Genomic DNA, 18,079 nt, shown 5'->3' with positions numbered 1-18,079 from the left:
GATGGTGCCCAACTCAGTCAGCTACTACAGATCGGCCAGCTACAGCCACGTCGGCATGGTCCGCAAGGTCAACGAGGACGCCAGCCTCGACGCCCCCGAGTCCGGGCTCTGGGTGGTCGCCGACGGCATGGGCGGCCACGCCGCCGGCGACTTCGTCAGCAGCCTGATCGTCGACACCCTGCGGCGCATCCCCGCCGCCTCCTCGCTACCGGCCTACGTCGGCGCGTTGCGCACCGGCCTGGCCCAGGTCAACGAGCGGGTCCGCCAGGAGGCCGGCCTGCGCGGCGTCAGCGTGATGGGCAGCACCCTGGTGCTGCTCGCCGCGCGCGGCAACCAGGCAAGCTGCCTGTGGGCCGGCGACAGCCGCCTGTACCGCCTGCGCGGCGGCGTGCTGGAAGCCATCTCGCGGGACCACAGCTACGTCCAGGAACTGCTCGACAACGACCTGATCAGCGAGGACGAGGCGCGCCACCATCCGCGCGCCAACGTGGTCACCCGCGCGGTCGGCGTGCACGAGCGACTGGAGCTCTCGGAAGCCGCGCTGCACGTGCTGCCCGGCGACAGCTTCCTGCTCTGCAGCGACGGCCTCAACAAGACCGCCGACGACAGCGAACTGCGCGACGTGCTCGGCCACAGCGATCCCTACGCGGTGGTGCGCAGCCTGGTCCACCTGGGCCTGACCCGCGGCGCCCCGGACAACATCACGGCCCTGGTGGTCAGGGCCTTCTGAGACGGACATGGACATAGAACTTCCGGGTTTCGACATCGAACGCGAACTGGGCGAAGGCGCCATGGCCACGGTCTACCTGGCCACCCAGCGCTCGCTGCAACGCAAGGTGGCGCTCAAGGTCATGGCCGCGGCGCTGGCCGCCGACCCGAGCTTCGCCGAACGCTTCCTGCGCGAAGGTCGGACCCTGGCGCGGCTGTCGCACCCGAACACGGTGACCATCCACGACATCGGCAACGTCGGCAGCTGCTACTACATGGCCATGGAGTACCTGCCCAACGGCACGCTCAAGGAGCGTATCCAGCAGGGCCTCGATCCCGAGCTGGGCCTGGCCTACGTGCGGCAGGTGGCCGCCGCGCTCGGCTACGCGCACTCCCAGGGCCTGGTGCATCGCGACGTGAAGCCGGCCAACATCCTGTTCCGCGCCGACGGCACCGCGGTGCTCTCGGACTTCGGCATCGCCAAGTCGATCGAGGACAATACCCAGTTCACCCAGGTCGGCTTCGCCGTCGGCACCCCCAGCTACATGAGCCCGGAGCAGGCCCGCGGCCAGGAGATCGACGGCCGCGCCGACCTCTACGCGCTGGGCGTGGTGCTCTACGAGATCCTCACCGGCAAGCTGCCCTACAACGGCAAGGATTCGCTCTCCACCGCCCTGGCCCACCTCACCGAGCCGCTGCCGGAACTGCCGATCGAGCAGGGCCGCTACCAGGACATCCTGCGCCAGTTGCTGGCCAAGGACCCGGCCGAGCGCTTCCCCACCGCCGGCGCGCTGATCGCCGCCCTCGACCGCCTGGCGCCGAGCGCCCTGGAAGCCACCCAGATCCGTCCGCTGGCGACGCCGCAGGGCTCGCCGCGAGCGACCGACCCGCCGCCGGCCGGGCCCGCGCCCATGCCGCCCGCCGACCTCGGCGGCCTGCAACCGGTGTCGATCCAGTTGCCGCCGGTCACGCCCAGCGCCGGCGGCGCCACGCCGCCTCCACCTCCGCCGTCGCAAGCGGCGAAACCGCCATCGCCCCCGCCGCCTCCGTTGCCGCCGGCGAAGCCACGTGCCGGCGGCAGCCGCACGCCGCTGATCGCCGCCGCCGCGGCCGCCGTGCTCCTGGCGATCGGCGGCGGCGCCTGGTGGCTGCTGGGCTCGGGCGACGCGCCGAACGCTGCCGATCCAGCGCCGCTGGGACAGACGCCGACGGACAAGCCGCCGCAGCAGACTCCGATGGCCGACGCCGAACAGGACGGCGGCGAGCGTCCGCTGCTGATGCCGGGCAAGAAGACCCTGTTCCAGCGCGTCCTGACCAAGCCCGGCGCGGCCATCTCCGCCGAGGCTGGCGGCCCGCCCCGGGCCGGCGCGGTGCCGGCCTTCTCGGTGCTCTACGTGTACGCCCGCAAGCAGGTCGGCGGCAGCCCCTGGCTGCGCGTCGGCGCCTCGAGCAACGGCGCGGGCGACGGCTGGCTGCCGGCCAGCGCGGTGAGCGACTGGAAGCAGAGCCTGGTGCTGAAGTTCACCGAACGCTCCGGCCGCGCGCCGGTGATGTTCCTCAACAGCGCCGAGCAGGTCGAGCGCCTGCTCGGCGATACCCGCGCGGCGCGCGACACCCTGACCCAGGCGGTGGACCACGAGGGCGATCCGCAGGTGGTCGCGGTCGAGCCCAACGACCGGGCGATCCCCCAGGACCAGTTCTACCTGCTGCCGATCTTCGATTCGAAGGAGAGCTTCGACGCCGACGGCCAGCCGGCGCAGTTGCTGGAGGTCGCCTCGATCGACCCCGGCGGCAGCGCCGCGGCACCCCAGGCGCCGGGCCAGGCCGGGCAGGGCGGCGCCAGCGGCGCGGCGAGCGACACCTTCCGCACCGGCATCGTCCTGGTGGTGGACACCTCGGTGTCGATGCAGCCCTACATCGACCGCGTGCGCGAGGTGATCGATGGCCTGCAGCGGCAGATCGGCGAGCGCGGCGACCTGGACAAGGTCAGCTTCGGCCTGGTCGGCTTCCGCAACAACACCGACAAGACCCCCGGTCTGGAATACGTCAGCAAGACCCTGGTGCCGCTGCAACCGGGCAACGACGCACAGCGCTTCGCCGAGCTGAGCAGCCAGGTGCGCGCCACCGACGTCTCCAGCCACTCGTTCAACGAGGACGCCTTCGCCGGGATCATGCAGGCGGTCGACGAAATGGACTGGTCGCCCTACGCCGGGCGCGTGGTGCTGCTGGTCACCGACGCCGGCGCGCTGCGCAAGAACGACCCCCTCGGGCGCACCCAGATGAACGAGGCCGAGGTCCGCCAGGCGGCGCTGCGCAAGGGCGTGAAGATCTATGCCCTGCACCTGCGCACCCCGGCCGGGAAGAACAACCACGGCTACGCCGAGCAGCAGTACCGCAGCCTCACCGCCGACGCCAACCCGAAGATCGCCGACCTCTACATCCCGGTGGCCGGCGGTGAGGTGAACGCCTTCGGCAACACGGTGAAGGAGATCGGCACGGTGTTCGCCGACCTGGTCCACGACGCCGGCAACCGCAAGCCGCAGGCGCCGCGCTTCGACGCCGCGCCGAGCGTGGCGAGCAAGTCGGCGGCCATCGGCTACGCCATGCAGATGGAATTCCTCGGCCGCCGCGACCCGGTGCGCGCGCCGCAGGTCGTCACCGCCTGGACCGCCGACCGCGACCTGACCAACCCGGCGCTGCCGGCGTTCCAGGTCTGCGTGCTGCTGAGCAAGCTGCAACTCAACGAATTGCAACAGTCGCTGAAACTGATCGTCGACGCGGCCAAGCGCACCCAGACCTCGCCCAAGGACTTCTTCCAGGAGATCGCCAGCGCCAGCGCCTACATGAGCCGCGACCCGGCGCAGCTGGTGAAGGGCAGCAACCTGGCGCAGAGCGGCGTGCTCGGCGAATACCTGGAAGGCCTGCCGTACCGCAGCAAGTCGCTGAACATGACCCAGGACCTCTGGTTGTCGCTGAGCGTCGCCGAGCAGGAGGACTTCATCGACGAGCTGGAGTCGAAGATCCGCCTCTACGAAACCTTCCACAACGACGTCGCCAACTGGGTCCGGTTCGGCGACGCCGACGCCGGCGACGCGCTGTACCGCGTGCCGCTGTCGACCCTGCCATGATCCTGCGCCTGCATGAGGTCGCCCGCAGCCACGGCGCCGGCCGCCAGCGCTACCGCCTGCGGGTGCCGGCGCTGGAGTTGCGCGCGGGTCGCCAACTGGCCATCGTCGGCCCCAGCGGCTGCGGCAAGAGCACCCTGCTCGACCTGCTGGCGCTGGCCCTGGCGCCGGACCCGGGCGGGCGCTTCGAATTCCTCGCCGGGGAGCGCCCCCAGGACATCGCCGCGCTCTGGCGCGACGGCCGCCAGGACCGCTTGGCGACGCTGCGCCGGCAGCACTGCGGCTACGTCCTGCAAAGCGGCGGGTTGCTCGAGTTCCTCGATGTGCGGCGCAACATCGGACTGCCCTGCGCGTTGCTCGGCGCCCCGTCCGCCGAGCGCGTGCAGACGCTGGCCGAGCGACTGGAAATCGGCGACCAGCTGGACAAGAAACCGGCGGCGCTATCGGTCGGCCAGCGCCAGCGGGTCGCCATCGCCCGCGCCCTGGTGCATGCGCCGCGCCTGTTGCTGGCCGACGAACCGACCGCGGCGCTCGACCCGCTGAACGCCGAACGGGTGATGCGCCTGCTGGTGGAGCAGGCCCGCGAGCGCGGCGCCTGCACCGTGGTCGCCACCCACGACGAGCGCCTGGCCCGCGCCGCCGGCCTGGAGGTCCTGGCCATCCGCTGGCAACGCGAGGCCGACGACAGCGTCGGCGCCTGCCTCGAGGATGCCGGCTGATGCGCGCCGGGCTGCTGCTCTCGCTGGCCTGGGCCGACTATCGCGGCGAGGCGCGCCTGTCGCTCTGCGCGATCTTCGCCCTGGCGGCGGTGATCACTCCACTGCTGGTGCTGTTCGGCCTCAAGTACGGCCTGGTCGGTACCCTCACCGAACGCCTGGAACGCGCGCCTTCGGTGCGCGAGATCATTCCGGTCGGCGGCGCCCGCTACCGCGCCGGGGAGATCGCCGCCCTGGCCGCACGCGCGGACGTCGCCTTCGCCGTGCCGCGCACCCGGCAGATCGCCGCCAGCGCCGACCTCAGCGGTGGCGGCGAGACCGTCCTCAGTGTCGAGATGATTCCCAGCGCCGCCGGCGACCCGCTGCTGGCCGGCCTGCAGCAACCCGACCGGCCGACCCGCGTGGTGCTCAGCCACGGCGCCGCGGAAAAGCTCGGCGCCCAGCCTGGCGAGCGCATCGTCGCGCGCATCGGCCGACGCATGGACGGCCAGGCACAGAGCCAGCGCCTGGAGCTGGAAGTACTGGCGGTGCTGCCGCAGGAACGCTTCGCCCGCGACGCGCTGTTCGCCCCGCTGGCCCTGCTGGAAGCCGCCGAGGATTACCGCGACGGCCGCGCCGTGCCCGCCTACGGCTGGCCGGGGAAGGCCGGCGGAGCACCGCGCGAACGCATCTACCCGGGCTTCCGCCTGTATGCCCGCGACCTCGACGCGGTGGAAGGGCTGCGCCGGCATTTCGTCGCCAGCGGTGTGGAAGTCGCCACCCAGGCCGAGGCCATCGCCCAGGTGCGCAGCCTCAGCCGCAACCTCGGACTGGTGTTCTGGATCGTCGCCGCGCTGGCCATCGGCGGCGCCTTCGCCGCCATCGCCGCCAGCAGCCTGGCCGCCGTCGAGCGCAAGCGCCGCGCCCTGGCGGTGCTGCGTCTGCTGGGCTTCCCGACCGCCGCGCTGGTCGGCTTCGTCATGCTCCTGGCGCTGTTCAGCGCCGTCTTCGGCCTGTTCCTCGCCGGGCTGCTGTACGCCGCCACGGCCGGCGCGCTGAACCACCTGTTCGACAACCAGAGCGGCGAGTTCGTCTGCCGCCTGCTGCCCAGCCACTTCCTGGCGGCGCTGCTCGCCACGCTGCTGTGCAGCGTGCTGGCCGCCGCCAGCGGCGGCTGGCGCGCGGCGCGGATCGAAGCCGCAGAGGGATTACGCGATGTTTGAGAAAGCCATTCTTCCGCTCGCCCTCGGCGCCTGCCTGGGGTTCGCCGCGCCGGCCTGGGCCGAAGGCGACTCGCCGGACAATCCCAGGCCGCTGGCCGACGACGTCGCCCTGCCGCTGCCGTGCGGCGGCGAGATGGTCTTCCGGCATGTCTACGTACTCGCCGAAGGCGCCCTCGACGATCGCGAGGTCAACCTCGGCTACGCCTTCAACGAAGGCGAGGCGGGCTACCAGCAGTCGTTCATCTCCGGCTACCGGCGCGACTACGTGAACGGCCAGTTCAGCCTCGCCGACCTGGCACCGGCCTGGCAGCAGAAGCTCTCCGCCAGCCTGCCGAAGCCCGCCGCCGGCACCCCGCTGAAGCCGATGCTGTACTTCATCGGCAAGTACGAGGTGACCGCCCGCCAGTACGCCGCGGTGATGAGTCAGGCCGCCGCGCTCGCCGGCCAGGGCGAGGCGCCGGCCTGCGACGTGCCGAGCGGGATGGCCGCGCGCCTGCCCAAGGTCGACCTCTCGCGCTTCGACGCCGAACGCTTCGGCGCGGTGTACAGCGCCTGGCTGCTGAAGAACCACCCGGACCTGCTGCCGGTCAGCGGCCGTGGCAAGAATCCCGAGGACGGCGGCACCGGTTTCGTCCGTCTGCCCACCGAGGTCGAGTGGGAGTTCGCCGCGCGCGGCGGCCAGGCGGTCAGCCGCCAGGAGCTGGAAGGCCGGCTGTTCCCGCGCAAGGTCGAGGGCAGCGACCAGGAAGGCCCGCTGGCCGACTGGGCGGTGTACAACCAGGTCGCCGGCGGCACCGGCCAGGCCGCGCGGCTGCTGCCGGTGGGGATGAAGCGGCCGAACCCGCTGGGCCTGTACGACGTGATCGGCAACGCCGCGGAGATGGTCCAGGAGTCCTTCCAGCTGGTCCACGCCGGTCGCCGGCAGGGCACTTATGGCGGTTTCGTGGTGAAAGGCGGGAACTATCTCGAAGGCGAGATGACTCTATTCACCGGGATGCGCCGCGAATATCCGCTGTTCGCCGCCGACGGCAGCGAACAGCGCAACGCGACCACCGGTTTCCGCGTCGCCATCGGCGCGCTGTCCGCGCCGCGCTCGCGCTATCCCGAGCTGTTCGCCCAATGGCAGAAGGAAGGCCGACTAGCGGCATTGACCGATGCCATCGATGACGCTCAAGATCCCACCAAGCAATTGGACGGAATCATTGCCGCCACCCGCGACCCGCAGATGCAGGCGCAGTTGGCCCAGATAAACGAGGAACTCAAGCGTAACGTTTCGTTGATCGCCCGGCAGCGCGAAGAAGCCGCCGGAAACCTGATACAGTCGGCGGCACTGGTCGCCGAGACGATCAACAACTACAACATACGCCTGACCAACCTCAAGAAGGACAGGGAGAAAGCCGTGGCAGCCAGGGATCAGGCGACCGCCCAACTCTATGCCGGCGCCATCGCCAACGGGCGCAGCGCCCTCGACGGCGCATTGGCCATCTACATCGACAACCTCGCCACCGGCACCCGTTACACCGACGCGGTGATCCAGGCGCAGTTCCAGCGCATCCAGGAAGAACTCAATCGCAACCCGGTTCTGGGCAAGAGCCTGGTCAAGCGCGCGACCCTGTTCGTCAAACACGTCGGAGATTATCGCCAGCAGCACCGGGCCGAGCCGGAGGCGGTATTGAAGGAATTGCTCGCGTCCAGCGGGCGTTGAAGGAGCTCCGTCCGGCACCTCTCGGCAGCCGGACGGTTCGTCAAACCAGGAGTGAGATGCAATGAGCCAACCCAGCGAAAACCGTTTGATCACCTCGGCGCGCTACGCGCTCTGCCTGTTGACCGCCAGCGGCGTGCTGCTCAGCGGCTGCGCCAGCAGCGGCGTAGGCTCGGTCGCCCAGACCACCCGCGCGGAGTACTACCCGTCCTGCTACGAGCCGGTGGGACACCTGCGCAGCACCGATAACGCGGTGCGCAACTCGGCCATCACCGGCGCCATCACCGGCGGCCTGCTGGGCGGCCTGGCCGGCGGCCTGGCCAGCGACGAGAACCGTGGCCGCAATGCCGCCCTCGCCGCGGCCGGTGGCGCCCTGGCCGGCGGCGCGGCGGGCTACTACATGGAGAAGCAGAAGCAGATCAGCGACGACCGCGCGCGCATCGGCTCCTACGGCACCGACGTCGACCGCAGCACCGTCGAGATCAACCGCAGCGTGGCCTACGCCAAGTCGGCGCAGAGCTGCTACCAGAGCCAGTTCAAGGCCCTGCTCGACGGCCGCAAGAACAAGTCGATCAACGAGGCCGAAGGGCGCAAGCGCCTGGCCGAGATCGTCAGCGGCCTGCAGGAGACCAACGCCCTGCTGGTCGCCGCCAACGGCCGCGCCGGCGAGAACATCAGCAACTACACCCAGGCCTACGAGAAAGACCTGCAGCAGGTCGGCGTACCGCGCGCCGAGGTGACCAAGGTCGCCGAGGCCGAGAACCGCGCCAGCACTACGAAAGGTGGCAACAAGCCCAAGACCGGCAGCAATCCCAAGGTGCCGAAGGAAGCGGTCGCCACCGAGCAGACCATCCGCAAGGCCCAGGACGCGCAAAGCGAAGGCAACAAGGTGGCCTCCCAGGGCCAAGGCATGATCCGGGAAGTCTGCAACAGCCCGGACATGGGCGACTGGGCGCCGCCGAGCTGCGCCAAGGCCTGATCGGCCTCGCTACGGCAGAACGCGACGGCGACCTCCGGGTCGCCGTTGTCGTTGATGGGTGGGTAATCCGCCGATACTCCGCCCTACCCGAATCCTGCTCGTCGGGGAAAACGCTAGAACAGCGCCATCTGCGCCCCCGGCACGGCGAACCGGCTGCAATCCAGCCCGAATCCCGTGCGCCGGTCCAGCCCGAGGCGCTTCAGCGCCACCGCGAAACGCTGCGCCAACAGGTCGGCGAACGGCCCCTGGCCGCGAAAGCGGTGGCCGAAGCGGCTGTCGTAGACCTCGCCGCCACGGCATTGGCGGACCAGGCTCATCACATGCTCGGCACGCTGCGGGTAGTGCGCCGCCAGCCATTCCTCGAACAGCGGGCCGACTTCGCGCGGCAGGCGCAGGAGCATGTACGCGGCGCTGCGCGCGCCAGCGTCCCGCGCCGCCTGGAGCAGGCGCTCCAGCTCCATGTCGTTGACCATCGGGATCATCGGCGAGCAGAGCACGCCCACCGGGATGCCGTTGCCGCTGAGCGTGCGGATCGCCCGCAGCCGCGCCGACGGCGCCGCCGCGCGCGGTTCGAGAATGCGCTTGAGCTCGTCGTCGAGGGTGGTCAGGCTGATCATCACCGCCACCAGGTTCTGCTCGGCCAGCTGGCGCAGCAGGTCGAGGTCGCGAAGGATCAGCGAGCCCTTGGTGACGATGGTCAGCGGATGACGGAAGCGCAGCAGCACCTCCAGCACCTGGCGGGTCAGGCGGCGTTCGCGTTCCAGCGGCTGGTAGGGGTCGGTATTGGCGCCCAGGTTGATCGGCGCGCAGCGATAGCCGGGCTTGCTCAGTTCCTGCTCCAGGGCGCTGGCGACGTTGCTCTTGGCGATCAGCCGGGTCTCGAAATCGATCCCCGGCGAGAGGTCCCAGTAGGCATGGCTGGGCCGCGCATAGCAGTAGATGCAGCCATGCTCGCAACCACGGTAGGGATTGATCGAGCGATCGAAAGGAAGGTCCGGCGACTGGTTGCGGGAGATCACCGTGCGGGCGATCTCCTCGCGCACCTCGGTGAGCTGGATCGGCGGCACGTCCTGCTCCCAGCCATCGTCGAAGGCCTCGCTGTGGGTAGGGGCGAAGCGGTTGAGGGGGTTGCTGGCGGTACCGCGACCGCGCGGGGGCAGGGGAGCGCTCATGAGGGAAACCCGGCGAAATACTGTATATGGATACAGTATCGCACCGGGCCCCGGCGCACAGCCATCGCCGCCGGTCGGCGGCGAGCGGTCAGGCGTCGGGCTTTTTCTTCAGCTTGGGATTGGGGAAGAACTGCACCGACTGCACCTTCGGGTTGGCCGGCTTCGGCGCGTTCCGGTTGACCCGCGTACCCAGTTCCTTCGGGATCGACTGGCCCTGGGCGTTGAGCGTGTCGGCGTAGCCGCAGGCCACGCATTCGCGGTGCGGCACGCCGTCCTCTTCCCACATCTGGATCTTGTCCTGTTCGCTGCACGCCGGGCAGACCGCCCCGGCGATGAAGCGCTTCCTGGTGATCACCGGGCTCATGCGGCCTCCCCGACCAGCCCGGAGTGACGCAGCAGTGCGTCGATGGACGGCTCGCGACCGCGGAAGTCGACGAACAGCAGCATCGGCTCCTGCGAACCGCCGCGGGCCAGGATCGCCTCGCGGAAGGCGCGGCCGGTATCCGGGTTGAACACGCCGTCTTCCTCGAAACGCGAGAAGGCATCGGCGGACAGCACCTCGGCCCACTTGTAGCTGTAGTAACCGGCCGCGTAGCCGCCGGCGAAGATGTGCGCGAAGCTGTTGGCGAAGCGGTTGTACGCCGGCGGGCGCATCACCGCCACTTCGTCGCGGATGCCCTCGAGCACCTGCAGCACGCTGCGGCCGTCGCCGTGGGTGGCGTGCAGCTCGAAGTCGAAGAGGGAGAACTCCAGCTGGCGGACCATCATCATCCCGGACTGGAAGTTCTTCGCCGCCAGCATCTTCTCCAGCAGGTCCTGCGGCAGCGCCTCGCCGGTCTCGTAGTGGGCGGAGATCAGCGCCAGGCCTTCCGGTTCCCAGCACCAGTTCTCCATGAACTGGCTGGGCAGCTCGACGGCGTCCCAGGCCACCCCGTTGATCCCGGAGGCGGCGGCATGCTCGACGCGGGTCAGCAGGTGATGCAGGCCATGGCCGAACTCGTGGAACAGGGTGGTGACCTCGTCGTGGGTCAGCAGCGCCGGCTTGCCGTTCACTGCCGGGGTGAAGTTGCACACCAGGTAGGCCACCGGGTCGATCAGCCGGCCCCGGGCGTCGCGCCGGCGGTCGCGGGCGCCGTCCATCCAGGCACCGCCGCGCTTGTTGGCGCGGGCATAGAGGTCGAAGTAGAAGCGGCCGACGTGCTCGCCGTTCTCGAGGATCTCGAACAGGCGCACGTCGGCGTGCCAGCGCTCGAAATCGTGCAGCTCGCGGATCTGGATGCCGTAGAGGCGCTCGACGATGGCGAACAGGCCGGCAAGCACCTTGTCCACCGGGAAGTAGGCGCGCAGCGCCTCCTGGGACACGCTGTAGCGCGCCTCGCGGAGTTTCTCGGCGTAGTAGCCGGCATCCCAGCTCTGCAATTCGGCGCAGCCCTGCTCGGCGGCGTAGGCGCGCAGCTGCTCCAGGTCGCGGGCGGCGAACGGCTTGCTGCGCACCGCCAGGTCGCGGAGGAAGCTGAGCACCTGGTCGCCGGACTCGGCCATCTTGGTCGCCAGCGACAGCTCGGCGTAGTTGGCGAAGCCGAGCAGGCCGGCCAGCTCCTGGCGCAGGTCGAGGATCTCTTCCATCACCGGACCGTTGTCGTTCTGTCCGGCGTTCGGGCCCTGGTCGGAGGCGCGGGTGCAGTAGGCCGCGTATACCTCTTCGCGCAGGGCGCGGTCATCGGCATAGGTCATCACCGCGTAGTAGCTGGGGAACTCCAGGCTGATCAGCCAGCCGTCCAGACCCTTGGCCTCGGCGGCCTGCTTCATCTGGGCCTTGGCCGAATCGGTCAGGCCGGCCAGCGCGGCTTCGTCGGTGACATGCTTGGTCCAGGCCTGGGTGGCGTCGAGCAGCTGGTTGGAGAAACGGCTGCCCAGCTCGGACAGGCGCGACTGCACCTCGGCGTAGCGCTTCTGCTTGTCCGCCGGCAAGTCGATGCCGGACAGGCGGAAGTCGCGCAGGGCATGTTCGAGGATGGTTTTCTGGGCCACGTCGAAGCCGGCCGCCTCGGGGCTTTTCGCCAGCGCCTCGTAGGCCTCGAACAGGGCGCGGTTCTGCCCCAGCTCGGTGGAGTAGGCCGACAGCTCCGGCAGGCAGGCCTCGTAGGCCTCGCGCAGCTCGGCGCTGTTGCACACCGCGTTGAGGTGGCTGACCGGACTCCAGGCGGCGCCTAGGCGGTCGTTGAGTTCGTCCATCGCCAGCACCAGGCCCTTCCAGGTCGGCTGCTCGCGCTGGGTTTCCAGCAGGCGGGCGATGGCGGCGCGGTTATCGGCGAGGATCCGCTCGATGGCCGGCTTCACGTGTTCCGGGCGAATGGAGGAGAAAGGCGGCAGGTCGTAGGCCTGCAGAAGGGGATTCGCGCTCACGTTGGCAACCTTGGCTAAGGAAATACCCGACCATCTTAAATACAATCGGCGGCATCCGCAGCCTGAGGAAAACTATCGTGACCATTCGTTCCTACCAGGGCAAGACGCCACTGCTCGGCGAGCGGGTCTTCGTCGATCCCTCGGCCGTGCTCGTCGGCGACATCGAGATCGGCGCCGACAGCTCGGTCTGGCCGCTGGTGGTGATCCGCGGCGACATGCACCGCATCCGCATCGGCCAGCGCAGCAGCATCCAGGACGGCAGCGTGCTGCACATCACCCACGCCGGTCCCTTCAACCCGGACGGTTTTCCGCTGAGCATCGGCGACGAAGTGACCGTCGGGCACAAGGTCCTGCTGCACGGTTGCAGCATCGGCAACCGGGTGCTGGTGGGGATGGGCTCGATCGTCATGGACGGCGCGGTGATCGAGGACGAAGTGATCCTCGGCGCCGGCAGCCTGGTGCCGCCGGGCAAGTTGCTGGAGAGCGGCTTCCTCTACGTCGGCAGCCCGGCGAAGAAGGCCCGTCCGCTGAGCGACAGGGAGCGCGGCTTCTTCGCCTACACCGCCGGCAACTACGTGAAGCTCAAGGACCAGCACATCGCCGAGGGCTACCATGCGTGACGCCGCGCTGCGCTACCCGCACATCCTCTTCGACCTCGACGGCACCCTCACCGACCCGCGCGAGGGCATCACCCGCTCGGTGCAGTTCGCCCTCGCCCGCCTGGGCATCGACGAGCCGGACCTGGCGCGCCTGGAACACTTCATCGGCCCCCGCTGTTGCAGTGCTTCATGCAGACCTACGGCTTCGACGAAGCGCGCGCCTGGGAGGCGGTGAACCACTACCGCGAGCGCTTCAGGGTCACCGGGCTCTACGAGAACCGCGTGTTCGACGGCATTCCCGAGCTGCTCGAAGCCCTGGTCGGGCGCGGCCACACGCTCTACGTCGCGACCAGCAAGCCCGGCGTGTTCGCCCGCGAGATCGCCCGCCACTTCGCCTTCGACCGTCATTTCAAGGCGATCTACGGCAGCGAGCTGGACGGCACCCGCACGCACAAGGACGAACTGATCCGCCACCTGCTCGACAGCGAAGGCCTGGCGGCGGAGCAGTGCCTGATGATCGGCGACCGCATGCACGACCTGCTCGGCGCCAGCCGCAACGGCGTCGCCTGCATCGGCGTCGGCTACGGCTTCGGCAGCGAAGACGAACTGCGCGCGCACCAACCGACCCATTACTGCGCCGACCTCGCCGCCCTGCGGCAGGTATTGGAATCCCACTGACCCATGCTCCGTTTCAGACAAGGACGCCTGACATGACCGACAATCCCTTCGCCACCCCCAGCGCCCCGGTGCAGCCGCCGACCCGCGAGGTGCCCGCGACCACCCAGCCCTACGCGTTCATCGCGGTGCTGGCGCTGGTCACCTGCCTGTCCTTCGCCCTGAGCCTGGGCATCCAGTGGTACAACGACATCGGCGAGGTCCGCCAGCGCTTCTCCGAGCACCTGCAACTGACGGCGCCGCACTGGTTCACCGGCCTGGTGTTCTACGCGGCGGCCAACCTCCTGGCGCTGCACGCCTACCGCGAACAGCGGCGGCTGGTCGAATTCCGCCCGCTGGCGCTGCTGCTGATCGGCTACGGCCTGCTCAACCTGGTCTGCGGCATGCTCGCCGGGATCGGCCTGACGCCGCTGACGCTGCCGTTCTACCAGTGGGCGACGGTGCAAGCCAGCTACACCGCCTGGCTGCTGGCGTTCAACGAAGCGATGAGCTGGGTCTACCTGCTTCTCGGCAGTCTGCTGCCGCTGGGCCTGGTGCTGCTCGGCAGTCGGGTGAACTCGCCGCGCCTGGCCGAGGGCGAGGAGGCTGGCGTCGGCGCCTGGCAGGTCGCCCTGGCCGCCGCGCTGTGTTTCGCCACGCTGTGCTTCAAGCTGTTGCAGTTCCTTCCCTACGCCTTGCTGCGCTACGACGAGCCCTGGCTGTACGGCCTGTACCTGAGCGGCGTGGCGCTGCCCGCGGCGCTGCTCTTCGGCGCCATCTGCACGCGCCTGCCGGCGCGCCTGCAACGCTTCGCCGCCGGGCGCGCGCTGCTGCTCGCGGTAGTCGCCATGCTGCTGTGGAGCGTGGCGCTGCTGGCGGTCGGCGGGGGGCTGGCGCTGCTGATGATCCTCGGCCTGGCGCCCGCTGGCATCGGCTATACGCTGCTGGTGGCGCTGCTCGGCGTCGGCCTGCTGGCGCTGCTCTGGCCGATCGGCCGGCTGGCCACGCGCTGGTGCTACGCCGACCAGCTCGCCGCCTGAGCAGGCGTCAGGGCGCTGCGGCGGCCAGCCGCTGCAACGCCGCCTGGCGCTCCGCCAGGGGTAGCTGGCCAAGGGCACGGACCCGCGCATAGAACGCTGGCCAGTTGCCGCCGACCTGGCGGAACAGCACGGCGAACGCCGGCACCCATTGGTCGTAGAGGCCGAAGGGAAGCAGCTTGGCATTGTTGAACGGCGAGTCGATCCAGGCCTTGAACGGCGACTCGCCGCCCCATTCGCGCTGGCTCAGCGCCGCGTACTCGCGGCGCAGGCGCTGGAATTCGGCAGCCTTGCCGGCACGTTTGGCGGCATCGTCCAGCGGCCCGGCATAAAGTGCTTCGAGGCGCGCACGACTGGCCAGGACCAGCGCGGTGAACTGCTCGCGGCGCTTCTCCTCGCGGCCGTCCGCCGGCGGCAGTCCACGATACTCGCGCCACTGGCGGGTACCTTCCTGTTCGACGAAGGTGGCGAAGGATTCGTTGAAGGCGGTGTCGTCGCGCAGGTAGAACTTCTGGTGCGCCAGTTCGTGGAAGATCAAGGTCGCCAGCCGTTCGTCGTCCCAGCGCAGCATGCTGCTGAGGATCGGATCGTCGAACCAGCCGAGGGTCGAGTAGGCCTGCACCCCGCCGACGTAGACGTCGTCGCCGAGCGCCCGCTGGCGCGCCGCCTCGGCGCGCGCGGCGGCCTCGCTGTAGTAGCCGCGGTAGGCCACGCAGCCGGCGATGGGGAAGCAATGGGTGACCGGTTGCAGCGACAGCTCCGGGGTGGCGAATACGTTCCATACCACGTAGGGCCGGCCGATATCGGCGTACAGGCGATAGCTGCGGTTGTCCGGCAGGTCGAGGCGTTCGCTGGCGAATTGCCGGGCCTTTTCCGCCCGCGCCAGGCGTTCGCGCAAGCGCGCGTCGCGCTGCGGGTCGGCGATCACCGCGGCGGCCGGCTCGCGGGCGCGCAGCAGGGCGAACTGGCCGCTGGCCAGTTGCCCGTAGTAGGAGACGGTCGAGCAACCGCTCAGCGCCAACAGCGCCAGGCAGGGAACCCAGCGGGGCAGTCGAAGGTCAGCAAGCGGATGGCGAAGGCGGCGTGGCATGGGCGGAACATAGCACAGCACGCGGACCGCCCGCCGCCCTACCAGCACCGGTCCGCGATCCGGCGAGGCGGAGGAACGCAAGGCGTTTTTCCAAGGCGCGACGGATGGCGGCCGGGTTAAAGGAGCTTCGGAGTCTTCTATGCGTACGCTGCTGCTTGCCGGTGGCCTGCTCGTCCTGAGCGGCTGCTCACTGCTGATGCCCACCCCCGACCCGAACCGCGCCTGGGTCGACCTCGCCACCCGGCCCGACGCCGATCTGGCCGCCGTGGAAGTCGACGACAAGACCTGGGACCGCACGCGCTACTTCGAGGTCGATCCCGGCACCCGCGAACTCACGGTGCGCTACCAGTTCACCGTCGACCCGACCAACATCGGTCCGGTGGACAGCCCGCTCTGGCGCGATTGCCAGCTCAACCTCAAGTTCAAGGACTTCAGCGCCGGCCAGCGCTACCGCCTGGAGGCCGGGCACATCGGCTTCCGTCCCTGGGCGAAGCTCTACGACCAGGACAACAGGGAACTGGCGCGCGGCCGCGAGGGGCGCTGCGCGAAGGTCTGAACGGCGCGAGGCGAGGGCGCTATGCTAAGGGCTGAACCCCCTCCGGAACCCGCCCTATGCGTCCATTCACCCGTCTCGTCCCGCTCGCGCTGCTGCTCCTCGCCGGCTGCGCCGGACCGCTGCCGCAGCCGGACCCGAAGATGGCCTGGGTCGAGCTGCGCAGTGCGCCGGCCAACACCCTGCTGGCCGAGCGCCTGGACGGCGAGCGGTTGAGCGACGGGCGCTACTTCCAGGTCACGCCGGGACGCCATGTGCTGGAGGTGCGCTTCCAGTACGAACTCTATGGCGGTTCCGGCGGCGGGGGCGGCGGCTTCGGCGAGCCGGTGCAGATCAACTGCTACCAGCAGGTGGTCTATGACGGCTTCGAGGCGGGCCGGCGCTATCGCCTGGAGGTGCGCCCGCAATTGCGCAGGGCGCTGGCGCTACTGCGCGACGAACGCGGCGCGGTGGTCGCCCGTTCGAACTTCCAGACCAGCCGCTGCCCGCCGTACTGACAACGCAGCGGCTCAGTCGTCGTTCTTCTGGTAGATGATCTTCTTGGTGCCGTTCTCGCAACTGCCGACCACCATGTTCGGGTCGCTGACTTCGTCGTTGCGCACGATCTCCAGGGTGTAGGAGATCACCCCGGCCGACTGGATCTTGGTCTCGATCTCCGCCTTGAGTTCCTCGCACGGCTTCGGCGCGGCCAGCGCCGTGGCGCTGAACAGCAAGGCGGCTATCCCCAGCCCGATGGTTTTCATGACCCGTCTCTCCTCGTCGATGCCTGGCAGCCGAGTGCTGCGCAGCGCATCCTGCCGCATTCGACTGCGGCAGGCCAGGGCCGGTTCGCCGGGCCGGGGAAGCGTTCCGCTCAGCCGTCGAGGCTGGCGTCCAGGCTGATCTTCGCGTTGAGCACCTTGGATACCGGGCAACCGGCCTTGGCCTTGTTGGCGATCTGCTCGAAGGTCTGCGCGTCCGCCCCCGGCACGCGCGCCCGGAGCACCAGGTGCACGGCGGTGATGGCGAAACCGTCGGACTGCTTGTCGAGGGTGACCTCGGCGCGGGTCTCGATACGTTCGGCGGTCAGGCCGGCCTCGCCGAGCATCATCGACAGGGCCATGCTGAAGCAGCCGGCGTGGGCCGCGCCGATCAGCTCTTCCGGGTTGGTTCCCGGTGCGCCCTCGAAGCGGGTATTGAAGCCATAGGGGTTGTCCTTGAGCGCGCCGCTTTCGGTGGAAAGGGTGCCCTTGCCGTCTTTCAGGCCGCCTTGCCAGACCGCCGATGCCGTCTTCTTCATGTCGACTCCTCCGGAGCTGTGGATGGACATCCGCTCGCGTCGGCGAGCGGGCATGTCTACATGGGAGGACGACGCAGCCGGACAAGTTCAGTCCGCTTGCGCGGCGGCGGGATTCAAGGGCAACCGTCGATGCCGCAGAATGGAGCCGGCACGCCGCTTGTCAGGGTAGAGCTGGCGATGTCCTTTTGCGTCTCGAGGAAAGCCCGCCACTCGTCCGGCTGGCCGAGGTAGCGCCCGGTGTCGAGCACCTGCAGGCGACCATCGCGCTCCAGGGCGAAGGTCGGGAAGCCGGCGGCGCCGAGACGGTTCATCAGCCGCCGACTGTCGGCGAAGTGTACGCGCAGCGGTTCGCCGGAGCAGGCGTCGAACGCCTCGGCGAAACCCTGGCCAAGCCCCAGTTCGGCAGCCAGCCCGAACAGTACCGGACGCTCGGCGATACGCCGGCCCTCGACGTAGTGGGCGCGCTGGATCCGCGCCAGCATCGCCGCGCCGAGGCCGCCGAGCGCTTCGGCGGCAAGCACCGCGGCGGTCGGCGGGGCCGAGTCGAACACCGCGCCGGTGTCGCGCAGCAGGCCGTCGAAGTAGTCCTTGCCGAACAGCTGGCCGGTCAGCTGGGCGATCCGCAGGTCGTGGGGCATCACGTAGTGGCGCAGGCCGGCGCCGACCGGCTGGCGGTTGGCATCGGTCATCATGCCGCCGCCATGCAGGCGTACGTCCAGACCCGTCACCTCGCGGGCGGCGGCGAGCAGCGGCGAGGCGCCGTAGCACCAGCCGCAGAGCGGATCGTAGAGGTAATGCAGAGTGAGGTCGTTCATCTCAGTCTCCACGAGACGCCCCGCAGGGGGACGCCTCGATCA

Annotated in this window: 17 protein-coding genes and 1 pseudogene; 11 read left to right on the top strand and 7 right to left on the bottom strand. The window is 69.6% G+C overall.

The window, feature by feature from the left end:
• The first annotated feature begins 1 nt into the window (after window position 1).
• The 6 genes from pppA to tagQ all read left to right on the top strand — a co-directional run bounded on the left by pppA (window position 2) and on the right by tagQ (window position 8,432).
• The gene (gene pppA / locus B7D75_RS00425) at window positions 2-730 is read left to right on the top strand and encodes a serine/threonine phosphatase PppA (protein WP_003157819.1); all 729 of its coding nucleotides are present in this window, start codon (window positions 2-4) and stop codon (window positions 728-730) included.
• A 7-nt stretch (window positions 731-737) separates the two neighbouring features.
• Window positions 738-3,836, top strand: coding sequence for a serine/threonine protein kinase PpkA (ppkA, locus tag B7D75_RS00420; RefSeq protein ID WP_107113630.1), 3,099 nt, complete (start codon window positions 738-740; stop codon window positions 3,834-3,836).
• On the top strand, window positions 3,833-4,552 hold the full coding sequence (gene tagT, locus B7D75_RS00415; RefSeq protein ID WP_011979124.1) for a type IV secretion associated ABC transporter ATP-binding protein TagT: 720 nt from the start codon (window positions 3,833-3,835) through the stop codon (window positions 4,550-4,552). Before ppkA ends, tagT begins: the two co-directional genes overlap by 4 nt.
• The gene (gene tagS / locus B7D75_RS00410; protein ID WP_107113629.1) at window positions 4,552-5,751 is read left to right on the top strand and encodes a type IV secretion associated ABC transporter permease TagS; all 1,200 of its coding nucleotides are present in this window, start codon (window positions 4,552-4,554) and stop codon (window positions 5,749-5,751) included. The genes tagT and tagS overlap by 1 nt, the downstream gene beginning before the upstream one ends.
• Window positions 5,744-7,456 (top strand): type VI secretion system-associated regulator TagR, encoded by a 1,713-nt coding sequence (tagR, locus tag B7D75_RS00405; protein WP_003156897.1) that lies wholly within the window; start codon window positions 5,744-5,746, stop codon window positions 7,454-7,456. Before tagS ends, tagR begins: the two co-directional genes overlap by 8 nt.
• A gap of 61 nt (window positions 7,457-7,517) precedes the next feature.
• Window positions 7,518-8,432 (top strand): type VI secretion system-associated lipoprotein TagQ, encoded by a 915-nt coding sequence (gene tagQ / locus B7D75_RS00400; protein ID WP_011979121.1) that lies wholly within the window; start codon window positions 7,518-7,520, stop codon window positions 8,430-8,432.
• Window positions 8,433-8,545: 113 nt separating this feature from the next.
• Here the strand turns inward: tagQ and B7D75_RS00395 are convergent, their stop codons facing one another.
• From B7D75_RS00395 to prlC, 3 genes are all read right to left on the bottom strand, one after another.
• Complete coding sequence (locus B7D75_RS00395) at window positions 8,546-9,604, bottom strand: PA0069 family radical SAM protein (RefSeq protein WP_034081078.1); 1,059 nt, start codon at window positions 9,602-9,604, stop codon at window positions 8,546-8,548.
• 88 nt (window positions 9,605-9,692) lie between these two features.
• Window positions 9,693-9,968 (bottom strand): YheV family putative zinc ribbon protein, encoded by a 276-nt coding sequence (locus tag B7D75_RS00390; RefSeq protein WP_107113628.1) that lies wholly within the window; start codon window positions 9,966-9,968, stop codon window positions 9,693-9,695.
• Window positions 9,965-12,010: an oligopeptidase A gene (gene prlC, locus B7D75_RS00385; RefSeq protein WP_107113627.1), complete on the bottom strand. Its 2,046-nt coding sequence runs from the start codon at window positions 12,008-12,010 to the stop codon at window positions 9,965-9,967. Before prlC ends, B7D75_RS00390 begins: the two co-directional genes overlap by 4 nt.
• A gap of 77 nt (window positions 12,011-12,087) precedes the next feature.
• Here prlC and B7D75_RS00380 point away from each other — a divergent pair, with 77 nt between their 5' ends.
• The 3 genes and pseudogenes from B7D75_RS00380 (at window position 12,088) to B7D75_RS00370 (ending at window position 14,303) form a co-directional block, all read left to right on the top strand.
• On the top strand, window positions 12,088-12,630 hold the full coding sequence (locus B7D75_RS00380; protein WP_107113626.1) for a gamma carbonic anhydrase family protein: 543 nt from the start codon (window positions 12,088-12,090) through the stop codon (window positions 12,628-12,630).
• Window positions 12,623-13,287: pseudogene (locus B7D75_RS00375) on the top strand (HAD family hydrolase). The gene B7D75_RS00380 and the pseudogene B7D75_RS00375 overlap by 8 nt, the downstream one beginning before the upstream one ends.
• A 32-nt stretch (window positions 13,288-13,319) precedes the next feature.
• Window positions 13,320-14,303, top strand: coding sequence for a hypothetical protein (locus tag B7D75_RS00370; RefSeq protein WP_107113625.1), 984 nt, complete (start codon window positions 13,320-13,322; stop codon window positions 14,301-14,303).
• A gap of 7 nt (window positions 14,304-14,310) precedes the next feature.
• Here B7D75_RS00370 and B7D75_RS00365 read toward each other — a convergent pair whose 3' ends face one another.
• On the bottom strand, window positions 14,311-15,438 hold the full coding sequence (locus tag B7D75_RS00365) for an aminopeptidase (protein ID WP_052151112.1): 1,128 nt from the start codon (window positions 15,436-15,438) through the stop codon (window positions 14,311-14,313).
• 91 nt (window positions 15,439-15,529) lie between these two features.
• Between B7D75_RS00365 and B7D75_RS00360 the strand changes: the two genes are divergently transcribed.
• Window positions 15,530-15,946, top strand: coding sequence for a PA0061/PA0062 family lipoprotein (locus B7D75_RS00360; protein WP_034081086.1), 417 nt, complete (start codon window positions 15,530-15,532; stop codon window positions 15,944-15,946).
• Window positions 15,947-16,002: 56 nt separating this feature from the next.
• The gene (locus B7D75_RS00355) at window positions 16,003-16,440 is read left to right on the top strand and encodes a PA0061/PA0062 family lipoprotein (RefSeq protein WP_034081087.1); all 438 of its coding nucleotides are present in this window, start codon (window positions 16,003-16,005) and stop codon (window positions 16,438-16,440) included.
• Window positions 16,441-16,452: 12 nt separating this feature from the next.
• Here B7D75_RS00355 and B7D75_RS00350 read toward each other — a convergent pair whose 3' ends face one another.
• The 3 genes from B7D75_RS00350 to B7D75_RS00340 form a co-directional block, all read right to left on the bottom strand.
• A complete protein-coding gene (locus B7D75_RS00350) occupies window positions 16,453-16,686 on the bottom strand; it encodes a DUF1161 domain-containing protein (RefSeq protein WP_003157864.1) in 234 nt (77 codons plus the stop codon).
• Window positions 16,687-16,796: 110 nt separating this feature from the next.
• Window positions 16,797-17,252, bottom strand: coding sequence for an OsmC family protein (locus B7D75_RS00345; RefSeq protein ID WP_003118563.1), 456 nt, complete (start codon window positions 17,250-17,252; stop codon window positions 16,797-16,799).
• Between the two features lie 83 nt (window positions 17,253-17,335).
• Window positions 17,336-18,037, bottom strand: a complete 702-nt coding sequence (locus tag B7D75_RS00340) for a DsbA family protein (RefSeq protein ID WP_053813163.1) — start codon at window positions 18,035-18,037, stop codon at window positions 17,336-17,338.
• Window positions 18,038-18,079: the final 42 nt, after the last annotated feature.

This window comes from Pseudomonas paraeruginosa (assembly GCF_003025345.2).
GTDB lineage: Bacteria > Pseudomonadota > Gammaproteobacteria > Pseudomonadales > Pseudomonadaceae > Pseudomonas > Pseudomonas paraeruginosa.
Note: the sequence above shows the minus strand (reverse complement) of the source record. Positions and strands in the feature narration are given on the sequence as shown.

Excerpts from the sequence above, each read along its gene's own strand:
- B7D75_RS00390 (WP_107113628.1), bottom strand. The coding sequence starts at position 9,968 with ATGAGCCCGGTGATCACCAGGAAGCGCTTCATCGCCGGGGCGGTCTGC.
- tagQ (WP_011979121.1), top strand. The coding sequence starts at position 7,518 with ATGAGCCAACCCAGCGAAAACCGTTTGATCACCTCGGCGCGCTACGCG.
- tagR (WP_003156897.1), top strand. The coding sequence starts at position 5,744 with ATGTTTGAGAAAGCCATTCTTCCGCTCGCCCTCGGCGCCTGCCTGGGG.
- ppkA (WP_107113630.1), top strand. The coding sequence starts at position 738 with ATGGACATAGAACTTCCGGGTTTCGACATCGAACGCGAACTGGGCGAA.
- pppA (WP_003157819.1), top strand. The coding sequence starts at position 2 with ATGGTGCCCAACTCAGTCAGCTACTACAGATCGGCCAGCTACAGCCAC.
- tagT (WP_011979124.1), top strand. The coding sequence starts at position 3,833 with ATGATCCTGCGCCTGCATGAGGTCGCCCGCAGCCACGGCGCCGGCCGC.
- B7D75_RS00350 (WP_003157864.1), bottom strand. The coding sequence starts at position 16,686 with ATGAAAACCATCGGGCTGGGGATAGCCGCCTTGCTGTTCAGCGCCACG.
- B7D75_RS00345 (WP_003118563.1), bottom strand. The coding sequence starts at position 17,252 with ATGTCCATCCACAGCTCCGGAGGAGTCGACATGAAGAAGACGGCATCG.
- B7D75_RS00360 (WP_034081086.1), top strand. The coding sequence starts at position 15,530 with ATGCGTACGCTGCTGCTTGCCGGTGGCCTGCTCGTCCTGAGCGGCTGC.
- tagS (WP_107113629.1), top strand. The coding sequence starts at position 4,552 with ATGCGCGCCGGGCTGCTGCTCTCGCTGGCCTGGGCCGACTATCGCGGC.
- B7D75_RS00340 (WP_053813163.1), bottom strand. The coding sequence starts at position 18,037 with ATGAACGACCTCACTCTGCATTACCTCTACGATCCGCTCTGCGGCTGG.
- B7D75_RS00370 (WP_107113625.1), top strand. The coding sequence starts at position 13,320 with ATGACCGACAATCCCTTCGCCACCCCCAGCGCCCCGGTGCAGCCGCCG.
- B7D75_RS00395 (WP_034081078.1), bottom strand. The coding sequence starts at position 9,604 with ATGAGCGCTCCCCTGCCCCCGCGCGGTCGCGGTACCGCCAGCAACCCC.
- B7D75_RS00355 (WP_034081087.1), top strand. The coding sequence starts at position 16,003 with ATGCGTCCATTCACCCGTCTCGTCCCGCTCGCGCTGCTGCTCCTCGCC.